The sequence below is a fragment of the Photobacterium lucens genome (assembly GCF_009873615.1).
In the GTDB taxonomy this organism is placed as follows: Bacteria; Pseudomonadota; Gammaproteobacteria; order Enterobacterales; family Vibrionaceae; genus Photobacterium; species Photobacterium lucens.
Genome location: NZ_SSMG01000309.1, coordinates 1 through 12,331, shown reverse-complemented (window position 1 = coordinate 12,331; position 12,331 = coordinate 1). Strand labels below are relative to the sequence as shown.

Here is a 12,331-nt window from a genome sequence, read left to right as displayed (position 1 = left end):
TATTACTTATTATTTTCTAATTGGGGGAAGTAATTAAAAAATAACTCATATATAAATCTTAACGTTTAAGAGTTATATATGAGGGCGAAATCATTTGCCCCTTGAACGAGGTGTATAATGCGACTGTTTTGATGAAAAAAAAACGTTAATTTCGGAATGAAACGTTCCATTTTTAGTGCTAAATATGGAAAACAGTATCGTTATTCGATCAGTCATTTTCGACAATAAGTCGACTGCATAACTCATTAGTGTTCTATGCATTATTATAATGACTCGTAATAACAATAGCTTGCGGATATCACTGGGTAAGATTTATCACATAAAAACTGCTTAAAAAGTGAATATGGAAAATATAATTATGCATAATTAGTGCAGTTAAATGCCTTTTGTATGATATTTATTTTTTTCTACATGGGGGTTAAGTTTTGCTTAAAAGCGAAAATTAGCTGTTTTTGAGTAAAAAAACGCTTTTATTTTGACCGATGTGGTTTGTAGTTAAATAAGGTGTTCATTTTTCATTAAGTTTAAATGGAATATGAATGATTTTTTTAATCATTTTTTGTAATAAAAATAATCAAATATTTTCATATCACCGCTAAAATATAATATTATTCCCATAAGGCATATTTGTATTTTGGTAGACGTTGAGTGTGAAAAACAAATTAGGCTTTACACTGATTGAACTCGTAGTTGTGATTGTGATTTTAGGTATTCTCGCGGTAGTCGCAGTGCCTAAATATATGCAAATACAATCAGATGCGCGTAAAGCTGATTTACATCAACTGGCAGGTACATTGCAATCAACAGCTGCAACCGTTAATGCTAAAGCCATGGTTGAAGGTAAAGAGACAGCACTCACTGCTACGGTTGATGGTATTTCAATTGCTAATGGCTACCCCACTGCAACCGAAAAGGGCATTGTGAGTGCGCTATCGTCACCAGAATCCTGGTATCGCTACCCAATAGATATGAAAAAGCTGGCGTTAGGCGATCATTTTTGGAGTGATTGGGCTGGTAGTAAATTACAACTCAATATGGGCATGATGGTCTTTTCACTTAAAGATCTATCAGGTTTGTCGCAAAAGCAGATCTTAGATAGCCATTGTTATGTCATATATACGGATTTAGCCGCTGGCGCAGAAAAGTCAGTCCCGGACAAGGGTTCTGCCGACAATAATGATAATGCGGCGGGTGGATGGCGCCATAAGCTGTATCAATTACATAAGCGAATTTGGCAAAAAGGGATTTGCCCTTATGTCTTAAAGCCGGTGAAGCTTGATGGCTACTTTACTATTTGTCATAGCGAAGATAACCATAAAGAAGCAGACATACCTGACAATATGAATTTGATCAACGCGCCCACGATCACTGTGGTTGATGATAAGTGTTGATATAAAGAGACAATAAAAAAGGCGCTATTGAGCGCCTTTTTCTATTTCTTTGCTTTATGCAGGGGTGACGCGGGAAGTACCATCCGCTGAGATGTTGATTTGTACGCGCTCACCAGCGTGGAATAGCACGTTAGGGTTCACCTGCTGCACAATAGAAACGGTACGACCACTATCTAGCTTAATGGTTAGGTTGACGCCATTACGCTTAGTCACTTCATTACCTGCTTCGTTACCTAGGTAACCGCCTAATAGTGCGCCACCAATGGCCGCGATTTGTGAGCCAGTACCACCGCCTACACCAGAGCCAAGGATGCCACCAATGGCACCGCCAGCAAGGGTACCAATACCGTTACCATTACCATTTAGTGTCACACCCTGAGTACGTAGCACTGTGCCGTAATACACTTCTTGCATTTGGCGTGCATCGTTAACATTGTAAGCATTACCGTAAGGGTTGGCTGCACAGCCTGCTAGACCTAAAGTAGACAGGATCACTGTCAGAGCAAGGATCTTCGTTTTCATCTTACTTCTTCACTAAAAATACAGTGTTTAAATATTGAGTGTAATTTGAGCTTATTCGATTAGAAAAGAAAGCACGAAAACTCATATTACAAAAACAGTGAACGTAAGTTGCTGAATGTATTACAAGCTTTTGATGTGACCACTTTTATCTGCATGGAAAGTCGTAATGAATGCATCGAAATAATGCTGTAATTGGATCGCTTCATCGGCTAATTGCAGTGCATCAAGTAAGCTGATGCCGACCTCACAAGTACAAAGATTCCCCGTTTGCTGATTGCGTCTCAGCGCATAATTAGATGCTTGCTGCGGGGTTAATGCTAAGCGTGGTAGCGCACTGAGCCATGGGCTTTTACGTACCATTTTCTTTGCTTCTTGCCATGTCGCATCAAGAATAATAAACAGGGGAATGGCGCCTTTTGACGTTGAAGCGAGTGACACACTGGGATGCTCGTCATCACTTGGGAAAACTAAATAAGCGTGGTAGCGGGGATCGCGTAGCTGCGCAATTAACTGTGCAGGCGGCTCGGTGCGCTGCCATACATCTACACGGCAATGAGGCAAACTATTGACCATCAGTTTGCCGGTATTGGTGTCTTTATTGAGTTCGCGAGGATGGGTTAATAAAACAAAGTGAGCCGAGCATTGCAGTGTTGGCTCATACTCGCAGATACAGTTGTTTTGAAAGCCACAGCGAGGGCATGACATGGGTATTTCTCCTAACCTCAAAGACATGCGAAGTGTGGCATACATTTTACCGTTAAGTCACGGTTGTGGGCCGTTAATCTTGTTTAGTCAGTACCAAACCGTTGGTGCCTAAATGGTATTTCTGACCATTAACGGTCTCTTTTGTTGCCGTTAGCTGTTGCTTGCTTGGATCAAAGGTATAAATACGCTCACTATTAAGCCCATGGTGTGAGGTCATATCTACTTGCAACTGGGTATTATTCACTGCTTGCCAGCTGCCTTTTTCTTCTAAACTTGGATCGCCATTGATGTATTGGTAGGTGGTGGTGGCACTGTGATCACCTTTTAAACTTAAATGGGTAATTAAGCCCATTTCTGGCGCACTTTGATATTCACCGACCCAATTTGCATTGCTGTCATCACTACCAAAACTCAAGCTGCTTGGTAACCAGCTGGCACAGCCTGTTAAGGTGGTGGCTGCAAAAATAAGGGCAAGGGGTAACCGTGAAACTGTCATTTTATTCTCTCTATGGTAGGCTCAAATTCATGAGGAAGTTGGCAATCGTGGTATAACAAAATGGCCTATTGGTTATTCAAAACAGAACCAGACACATTTTCTATAGACACCCTAAAGCAGATGAAAGTTTCACCTTGGGAAGGGGTGAGAAACTATCAAGCCCGTAATATGTTACGTGATGACGTTAAATTGGGAGATCAGATCTTCATTTATCACTCATCGTGTAAGGATGTTGGGGTGGTAGGCATTGCAACGGTAACGAAAGCATCGTATCCGGATCATTTTCAGTTTGATCCCGAAAGCCCGTATTTTGACCCAAAATCCGATCCTAACAACCCTCGTTGGTTTATGGTCGATATCGAGTATCAACGTCATTTACGCTTAGTCAGCTTAAAGCGCATGAAAGCCAATCCGGCGTTAGCTGAAATGCCATTAGTACAAAAAGGCAGTCGCTTAAGTGTGATGCCTGTAACCGAAGCGCAATGGCAGGAAATTCTGACTATGACAGGGCAATTTTAAGACGCTAAAAAATCATAAAAAGCCCTAAAAAAAGCTGCGCGAGGCAGCTTTTTTTGATCGATGAGCACTTATGCTAATAAATGTGTTTCAAGGTAGTGAGCAACTGCTTCATCGGCGCTAGAGCCAATGATTTCATTGTTAGGAAGTGCTTGCTTCACTTTGTCGTGAGATGTGCCCATGATCAGACCTTTACCTGCCATTGACAGCATTTCCACATCATTCATGCCATCACCAAAAGCAATGCAGTCAGCCAGCGTCATGTTAAGTGCTTTCGCGACGGCTGCCAGAGCATCCCCTTTGGACACGCCTGCATCCATCACTTCTAAACACCAAGGGGTTGAGAATGCAATGTTCGCCTTATCACCAAAGCTTTCGTTAAACGCTTGTTCCCATTTTACGAGCTTGTCGTGATCTTGGTCGTCACGGGTAAGGAATACTTTTAATACATTCTCTGTTGGTGGGTTTTCGACATCGTAAAGGTGGTAGCTAAAGCTATCGTGGAAATCACGCAGTGCTTCATTTTCATGGTTTAGCATCCAGCGATCGCCTTGATACATGTGAATGTGCAGATCAGGATCGTGTTTTGCCATTGCAACCACACTGCGGATCACCTCTGGGCTTAACGATTGTTGGAACACAAGGTTGCCCTCAGCATCGTGCACACAAGCACCATTTGAGGTGATCATATAAGCAGGAATACCTAATTTTTCACGCATTTCAGCGACATCAATATGATGACGACCGGTGGCAAATACAAAGTGTTTATCTTGCTGATGGAGACGCTGAAGCACGTCTTGGGTGTAAGGGGCAATTTTGTGAGCAGGGGTAAGCAGGGTGCCATCTAGATCTGAAGCAACAATTTTAAACATGTGAACTCTCGATAGTAAAACAGGCGAAACGGGTATAGTGAATGCCAGAGGGAGTACTCATTCTAGATCAGCTTTATGACGAAAAAAGAGGCTAAAGTAGGATATTTAGACTTCCGCTTTTATCTGGCTTGATAAAAGCGGCAAGCTTTTAACAGACTAAGCGAAATGGTGCATGATGGCGGCTAATGCTTGGTTACGCAGCGGATCGCTTTCAAATAAGATCTCGTGGCGAGAGCCTTGAATGATGCGAAAATCACATTGCCCTTGTCCTTGATTAGCTGCTTGGCTAAAGCGAACTTGGCAAGCATTATCAACGATTTTATCTTCACTACCTTGCAGTAACAGCACAGGGATAGTGATATTGCTTGCTTGTTTTATTGCCTGACGTGAAGCTTTGATGCTTTCCCATACCCAGTGATTGGTGGCGCCACCGATACGTAATGCGGGCTTTTGATCATACAGTTCACGAAACCATTGATAGCGCACTTCACTGTGGGTGAGTAAGTTGCCATCAAACGGTTTGACATAATAAGGCTTTTGCCCAATGGCATATTGTGGGGTACGAGAAAAGAGTTCGGTGATCCCAATGAGTGCTTCAGCGAATGGCTTGAGATGAGGTTTGACATAAATGCCGTGCATGGGCGCACTGAGGACGGCGCGATCAAAGAGTTGAGGGTAACGGGCAAGCAATAAACTGGTAATGGCGCCTCCCATGGAGTGACCTAAAATGAAATGTTGCTTATACCCTTGGGGCTTGACGATGTTTTCCACGAACAAATTGAGATCGTCAACATAATCATCAAACTGCTCGACATAGCCCATCTCTTTATCTTCGACTAAGCGATTTGACACCCCTTGACCACGGTGATCGAGTGAGTACACATGGTAACCTTGCTGGATCAGATCATAAAACAGCTCTTGGTATTTCCAGTAGGTTTCAACTCGGCCATTGACCACCACAATCACTTTATCGCTGTGTCCCGGCGTTAAACTGACCCAACCTAACTCACATTGCTTAACCCCAGTAAAGCGTCCTTCGTGACGTTGTTGCCACATTTCATTGATAGCTGTAGTCATTGTGTGGGGGAAGTGTTCTTCTTGTGAGAAGGTGGTACAAGTTGAAGGTTGGCAAGTCATTAAAGCGTGTCCGGCATTATCTGTTTGGGCAAGCATCACAGTAAATGATGACGTAGTGATTCTGTTGAATAGGTAAGCGTGTTACTTTGCACAGTATACCTTATTTCTCCTTATCAGAATAAGTATTGCCATGTTGCTTTACATACTCAGATCAGGTTATAAACGCAATTTATAAATGTCATAAATACTTCACAGAGATCAAATGAGCATTGATGTTTGGTTGGCTTACTTGTTAGCCGCAATTGTGTTTAGTTTTGCCCCTGGCTCTGGTACCGTTAATTCGATCAGTAATGGCATGGTTTACGGCTGGCGTAAGTCATTAGCATCCATTATCGGCTTACAGCTTGGCATGGCTGTCCATATTATTTTAGTCGGTGTTGGGCTCGGTGCGATTGTTGCTGGCTCAGAATTAGCATTTACCGTGATCAAGTGGCTGGGTGCGATATATTTAGTTTGGTTAGGTATTCAAAAATGGCGTGAGAAATCTGCACTGTCACTGGCTGATCGTGATATCACGGTATCGGCGACGACATTGTTTAAACGGGCGATTTTTGTCAATTTAACCAATCCTAAAACGATTGTATTTTTAGTGGCGTTATTTCCTCAATTTATCAATCCATTAGCACCTCAGTTACCTCAGTTATTGATCTTAGGTATCACGACATTAGTGGTTGATGGTTGTGTAATGTTATTTTACGTGCTGTTAGCATCGCGTTTTACTCGCTATATTCGCTCAACCACGGTGATGACACGCTTAAACCGCTTGTTTGGTTCTATGTTTATTGGTTGTGGTGCGTTATTGGCCTTGGCTAGGGCTTAATATGTGATGAAGAATAAAGGAAGGGTTTGATGTATTCCTATGTTGCTCGTCAGCCAATTTTTAATCGCAAACAGCAGACGATTGGCTACGAACTGTTATTTCGAGATGGTGAAAGTAATGCTTTCCCTAATATCGATGCGAATGAAGCGACATGCCGTTTAGTCATGGAAAATTACATGGCTATCGGGGATAACCGTTCCTGCAAAGGTCAGCGCAACTTCATTAATTTTCCTCAACACTGCTTAATTGAGTTGATGCCACTGTTACTGCCTAAAGATAAGGTAGTGATAGAAATTCTTGAAAGCTGTAGTCCTAGTGATGAATTATTAAGCGCCGTCAAACACCTTCATCAAAAAGGCTATGTATTTGCCCTTGATGATTTTGATTGCTGCCCAGAGTGGCAGCGATTCCTGCCTTATATTTCGGTAATTAAATTAGATTTACTGGCGTTGGGCGTTGAAGCATCATGCCAATACGTGCGTGATAATCAGCATTTAAAAGCTAAATTCTTAGCTGAAAAAGTAGAGACTTACGATGATTACGCCCAAGCGCAAGCGGCGGGTTTTCATCTGTTCCAAGGCTATTTCTTTAGTAAACCAGAAGTGCTGAAAAGCCGTAAAGTCGCGCCATCAGAGCTCACAACAGTGCAGCTATTGCATGAAATTGCCCATGATCCGGTGGATTTTGCTCGAATAGAGAAAATCATCAGCAGTGACGTGTCTTTATCGTATTTATTGCTTCGCTATGTGAATACCGTAACTAAACGCCTCCGCACGCCGATAAGCTCCTTTCGCCAAGCATTAGTCTATCTAGGTGAGGATAACTTACGCTTATTTATTGGAGTGGTGGCAACAGCTCATGCGGCATTAGATAAGCCTAAAGAGCTGTATTCGCTGTCATTACTCCGTGCCAAAATGTGCGAATTAATGGTGACCAAAGGGGGCGTTGGATTACGCTCTGAGCAGGCATTTTTAGCAGGCATGTTTTCACTGTTAGATGCACTGCTTGATAACTCGTTAGATAGCTTGCTTGATATGATCCAATTGCAACCGGAAATTAAATCGGCACTGTTACAGCGCAATGGGCGTTTAGGTTTATTACTGGATGTGGTTGATGCATTTTGTACTGCGGATTGGACACGAGTATCAATCTGTTGTCAGGTGTTAGGGATCAAAGAAGAAGTGGTGCGTGAAAGTTATTTAGCTGCGGTCGATTGGGCGGATAAGTGCACGGCAGTGAACTTAAAACGTTAAAAAAAGGGGGCTATGTAGTCTCACCCCCAAATAGGAATCGTAATGTTATAAGTGTAAGTCAGAGGGCTTCGCACCGAGGCTTCGATGCGAAAAGAGCAAGGTATGAGCTGACTAAATTCATACCCGCTTTAGGATTTGTTATTGCAACTTATTGACGGTAAGCGTTAAGCATCCATAGCAATTTTTCTTGCTCACGAATGTAATCACCCATCAATGCAGCGGTACCTTCATCGTTAGCATCACCCGCTTCTGCCAAGATTTGGCGCTCTAAGCGAAGTAGAATACTAAAACCATTCACTAAGCCTTCAACACATTCAGTTCCTTCTGTTGCATTGCGATGCTCTTTAATATCGCTTGCGGCTAAGTAACTGCTAAAGCTGTGATCTGGGGTATAGCCTAAGGTTAAGATACGCTCTGCCAATTCATCGATTTTTAGCTGAAGATCGGTGTAGATCTCTTCAAACTTCACATGAAGTTCAAAAAATTGTTGGCCTTTAATGTTCCAGTGGTAACCACGGGTATTCATGTAAAGCACTTGGTAATCAGCTAAGAGTTTATTAAGGTCTGCAGCCAAAGCTTGTGCTTTTTGGGTATCAAGACCAATTAAATTCATTTCGCTCGTCATACTGCTTTCCTCACTCATTCGATAAATTTGTTAGGTAAAGGACCCTGCCTTTACGTGATGGAGCCAGTATAGGTAATCTTTGGTGATAGGTATAACTGTTAGGTTCTATTAAACTGATAGGTATTAGCTATTTAATCGAGGCTAGGGGGGATTGCTGTTAAGGTCAGGTTTGCTCAATTACAGATAAGAAAAGCCACCTGACAGGATTCGGCAATTGTCAGATGGCTTTAATAAGTCTGCTATAGCTAAGTCACTTAGATATATATGTATTAGGCTGCGATTAAATCACCATGGCAGTTTTTACCGTAGCAAGGTGTGATCCCACATAGGCGATTCCCCGCATCTTTCCCCATCGCATAACCATGCTCAAGTTTATCGAGGTTGCGAGTAAGACGTCCCACTTGAAAATCGCTATTAGGCGCAACCACGGTGATTTTACAATCTCTAGGTGGATGATTAATAAAATCAAGTGCAGCGTTATAACGCTTTGCTCGTTTTAGCACCGCTTCTGCAAATGCAGGATGGTCGTGGAACATGGATTTAATTAACCACGGCATTTTAGTTTCAGGTTTATGGAAACCTAAAGGTTTTGATAGCACGACAGTAATATCACGGGCGCCACGGCGATAGGCTTCAATCACAGGGATCGAATCTGCGACACCACCATCACTCATTGCTACGCCGTTAATGGTAGGGTTATGGCGATAAGCGATGGGTAAGGCACAGGTTGCTTCCATCACCGGTGTCAGATTATTGCGTGTCACTTCAATGTATTCAGCATCACCTGTTTCCAGATTGGTTGTAGTGGCAAATAAAGGAATTTGGCGTTGCTCATATTTGTACAAATTAAGTGGTAAATGACGAGTGCTGGTGCGCCATAGCCAATCAATATCCGTCAGGTGACCACCATGAGTAAAGCGTGAGAAGTTAATAAACTCAGGATCACGAGAGTACTCGGTAATGATTTTATGGCTGCGGCCATAGTGCCCACATAAAAAGCCAATTAAGTTAGTGGCTCCGGCTGAAACACCAATGGCGAAGTCGAAATCCAAGTAGTTATTTTCTAGAAAGGCATCAAGTACACCGCTAGCAAAAATACCGCGCATGGCGCCGCCTTCAACGACAAGTGCTCGAGAATTTGCTGCTGTACTCATAAAACTACCTATAACTAGAACTAAGTGACCGATGTCACAAGAATAAAACTAGCAAGGCAACAGTTACAGTCGGTTTTTCTTATCAGTGTGATAGGAAAAATTTAACCTTTTTCTGCTTGGTTTGCGGTCACGCTTTGGCTCAGCACTTTAATACATTCAGAAAGGGCTGGGTTTAAGGTTTTGCTGGCGGGATAACACAGCCCTAAACGGCGGAACATGCGTGGCCCCTCTAACGGTACTGTCACCAGTTGATTGGCACTTTCTAGCACGCCTGTTGGGAGAAACGAAATGCCGAGTCCTGCTTGTACCAAGTGCATGACTTGGGTTTTATGCTCAGCCTTTGCCACGAGATTAACGGATAAGCCGTCACAAGCGAGTAAACCTATGGTTTGCTGGTGGGCTTCGCAAGGCGGGCATTCAATAAAATCATGTTGGTGCAATTGCTCGGGCGAGACAGATGTTAAGCTCGCAAGAGGGTGATCGGGCAACATGCATAACACATAGTCTTCATCCCATAGCGGTAAGAAGATCTCATCTTCAGCCTTGAACATATCAAGGGTTAAGCGTGCATCCGCAGGCTTGTCGTGATCCACTAATTCAAGCGATAAATTAGTAATGTTGTGGTGTAGGGTCGCAAATATTTTCGCCAGCTGGCTTTGGCTGAGATCGGGGAAGTTCGCCAAGGTTAACGGTAATCGCTCAGTACGCTGTTGGAACAATTGCGGCAGAGTATTCACATCATTGAGCAAACGGATCGCTAATGGATATAAGTAGTGGGCTTCATCGGTAACATCGACCCCTTTTTTATGGCGTAGGAACAGTACCGTATTCAGCTCTTGCTCTAGTTGCTTAATACCGTTGGAAATCGAAGGTTGAGACACAAAACAGCGCTCTGCTGCAAGGGTAATGTTTTTCTCTTCATAAACCGCAATGAAAAAGCGTAGTAGTCGTAAATCCATCGTAAGTAACCTTCTATGATGCTAAGTAGGCAGGTTATCACAGCAATAGGATTTAGCGGGAAATGGGGATAAAAAAAGCCGGACATCATGTCCGGCTAAAAAAGGATAGGTGGTTAACCAGCGATGTTGTAGTAAGTATTAGCGCCGGGACCGACTGGGATACCCAATACGAACACCCATACGTAGAACATGATGCTCCAGCCAATGATAAAGACAATTGAGTATGGCAGCATGGTTGAGATCAGCGTACCTAGACCTAGGTTCTTCTGGTAACGGGTTGCTACGGCTAGGATCATACCGAAGTAGCTCATCATTGGTGTGATGATATTGGTTACTGAATCACCGATACGGTATGCCGCTTGGATCGTTTCAGGCGCATAACCTACCAGCATTAGCATTGGAATAAAGATAGGTGCGGTTACTGCCCACTGTGCAGATGCTGAACCAATCATCAGGTTGATAAAGCCACACATTAGAATGAACGCAAAGAATAGCGCAGGACCTGTTAAACCAATCGATTGGAGGAAATCTGCACCACCAACTGCGAATACTTGACCAAAGTTCGTCCACTTAAAGAAGGCTACGAATTGTGCTGCGAAGAACACCAGTACAATGTACATACCCATTGATGACATCGATAGTGACATCGCGTTGATCACATCACGGTCGTTCTTCATCGTGCCAACCACTTTACCGTAAACAAAGCCTGGAATTGCGAAGAACACGAAGATAAATGCCACGATACCTTTAAGGAACGGAGAGCCTGCCACTAAACCAGTTTGTGGGTTACGTAGAATACCGTCAGCAGGCACAATCGTCAGTGCTAGCAGTGCTGCAACAGCTAGTGCTGCAAGACCCGCCGCTTTCAAACCTTTCTTTTCAAGCGCAGTCAGTTTGCCCATTTTATCTTGGCTTAAATCATCGCTAGCTTCTGCTGCATCGTATTTGCCTAGTTTTGGCTCAACGATTTTTTCAGTAACGAATGCACCCATGATGGTGATCGCAAAGGTAGAAGCAAACATGAAGTACCAGTTCACTTCTGGGCCAACAATGTAATTAGGATCGATCATTTGTGCTGCAGTCTGGGTAATACCCGATAGCAGTGGATCAACTGTACCTAGTAGTAAGTTGGCGCTGTAACCACCAGATACACCAGCAAAAGCAGCGGCAAGACCGGCTAATGGGTGACGGCCTAGTGAGTGGAATAGCATGGCTGCAAGAGGAATAAGAACCACGTAACCAAGCTCAGAAGCGGTGTTAGAGATGATACCGGCAAATACTACGACCAGCGTTACCATGCGACGAGATGCGCCCATTACCAAACCACGCATCGCAGAAGATAATAGACCAGAATGTTCTGCAATCGCCACACCTAGCATGGCAACCAGTACAGTACCTAATGGTGCAAAGCCAGTGAAGTTTTTCACTAGGTTTGCCACGATAAGTTGTATACCTTCAGCATTAAGTAGGCTGACTACATGGATCATCCCGTCAGCGGCACGACCGGGTGCACCTTCAGGGCGAGGATCGATAACAGAAACGCCAAAGTAGCCGGCAATACCTGAAGCGACTAAGATCGCCACACAGAAAATAGCAAAAAGGGTAATTGGGTGGGGTAATAGGTTACCTAACCATTCCACCGTATCGAGAAAACGTGTAAAAAACGTCTTTTTAGGTTGCTGTTGTTGTGAAGCCGATGAGTGCATCACTACCTCCGTTGTAGTTTTTATCCCGTCAATGGGTACTGCTTTGTAGCCAAGATGTTATCCTGTTGTTTCATGTAAAATCAATGTTAAAGTGTGTCTAAATGTAAATGTACGATTTTTATCACTTTTAAAATTCAAATAAACAAAACTATTAAATAATTGTTAAGTATTGGTT

General features: G+C 43.2%; 13 protein-coding genes. 4 read left to right on the top strand and 9 right to left on the bottom strand.

Going from position 1 to position 12,331, the window contains the following annotated elements; all coding sequences use genetic code 11:
- The first annotated feature begins 650 nt into the window (after positions 1–650).
- On the top strand, positions 651–1,391 hold the full coding sequence (locus tag E5A76_RS20770) for a prepilin-type N-terminal cleavage/methylation domain-containing protein (protein WP_161119239.1): 741 nt from the start codon (positions 651–653) through the stop codon (positions 1,389–1,391).
- Between the two features lie 54 nt (positions 1,392–1,445).
- Here E5A76_RS20770 and E5A76_RS13510 read toward each other — a convergent pair whose 3' ends face one another.
- From E5A76_RS13510 to E5A76_RS13500, 3 genes are all read right to left on the bottom strand, one after another.
- Positions 1,446–1,913, bottom strand: a complete 468-nt coding sequence (locus E5A76_RS13510; RefSeq protein ID WP_008988242.1) for an outer membrane lipoprotein — start codon at positions 1,911–1,913, stop codon at positions 1,446–1,448.
- 120 nt (positions 1,914–2,033) lie between these two features.
- A complete protein-coding gene (locus E5A76_RS13505) occupies positions 2,034–2,618 on the bottom strand; it encodes a tRNA-uridine aminocarboxypropyltransferase (protein ID WP_161119238.1) in 585 nt (194 codons plus the stop codon).
- 73 nt (positions 2,619–2,691) lie between these two features.
- A complete protein-coding gene (locus tag E5A76_RS13500) occupies positions 2,692–3,114 on the bottom strand; it encodes a hypothetical protein (protein ID WP_161119237.1) in 423 nt (140 codons plus the stop codon).
- Between the two features lie 60 nt (positions 3,115–3,174).
- Here E5A76_RS13500 and E5A76_RS13495 point away from each other — a divergent pair, with 60 nt between their 5' ends.
- Positions 3,175–3,633, top strand: coding sequence for an EVE domain-containing protein (locus E5A76_RS13495; RefSeq protein WP_053987402.1), 459 nt, complete (start codon positions 3,175–3,177; stop codon positions 3,631–3,633).
- A gap of 68 nt (positions 3,634–3,701) precedes the next feature.
- Here the strand turns inward: E5A76_RS13495 and E5A76_RS13490 are convergent, their stop codons facing one another.
- Together E5A76_RS13490 and E5A76_RS13485 are read right to left on the bottom strand one after the other, a co-directional pair.
- Positions 3,702–4,502: a Cof-type HAD-IIB family hydrolase gene (locus tag E5A76_RS13490; protein WP_161119236.1), complete on the bottom strand. Its 801-nt coding sequence runs from the start codon at positions 4,500–4,502 to the stop codon at positions 3,702–3,704.
- A gap of 156 nt (positions 4,503–4,658) precedes the next feature.
- Positions 4,659–5,579, bottom strand: coding sequence for an alpha/beta fold hydrolase (locus E5A76_RS13485; protein WP_161119240.1), 921 nt, complete (start codon positions 5,577–5,579; stop codon positions 4,659–4,661).
- 262 nt (positions 5,580–5,841) lie between these two features.
- On the opposite strand from E5A76_RS13485, the gene rhtB reads away from it, so the two are divergent.
- On the top strand, positions 5,842–6,459 hold the full coding sequence (rhtB, locus tag E5A76_RS13480) for a homoserine/homoserine lactone efflux protein (protein WP_053987404.1): 618 nt from the start codon (positions 5,842–5,844) through the stop codon (positions 6,457–6,459).
- 29 nt (positions 6,460–6,488) lie between these two features.
- Complete coding sequence (locus E5A76_RS13475) at positions 6,489–7,712, top strand: EAL and HDOD domain-containing protein (protein WP_053987405.1); 1,224 nt, start codon at positions 6,489–6,491, stop codon at positions 7,710–7,712.
- Between the two features lie 148 nt (positions 7,713–7,860).
- Here the strand turns inward: E5A76_RS13475 and E5A76_RS13470 are convergent, their stop codons facing one another.
- The 4 genes from E5A76_RS13470 to E5A76_RS13455 form a co-directional block, all read right to left on the bottom strand.
- Positions 7,861–8,337, bottom strand: coding sequence for a Dps family protein (locus E5A76_RS13470; protein WP_107166749.1), 477 nt, complete (start codon positions 8,335–8,337; stop codon positions 7,861–7,863).
- Between the two features lie 269 nt (positions 8,338–8,606).
- Positions 8,607–9,491: a patatin-like phospholipase family protein gene (locus E5A76_RS13465; RefSeq protein ID WP_053987407.1), complete on the bottom strand. Its 885-nt coding sequence runs from the start codon at positions 9,489–9,491 to the stop codon at positions 8,607–8,609.
- A gap of 101 nt (positions 9,492–9,592) precedes the next feature.
- Complete coding sequence (locus E5A76_RS13460; protein WP_161119235.1) at positions 9,593–10,450, bottom strand: LysR family transcriptional regulator; 858 nt, start codon at positions 10,448–10,450, stop codon at positions 9,593–9,595.
- Between the two features lie 113 nt (positions 10,451–10,563).
- Positions 10,564–12,156 carry an AbgT family transporter gene (locus E5A76_RS13455; protein WP_161119234.1) on the bottom strand — a complete coding sequence of 531 codons (1,593 nt, stop codon included), beginning with the start codon at positions 12,154–12,156 and terminating at the stop codon, positions 10,564–10,566.
- Positions 12,157–12,331 lie beyond the last annotated feature (175 nt).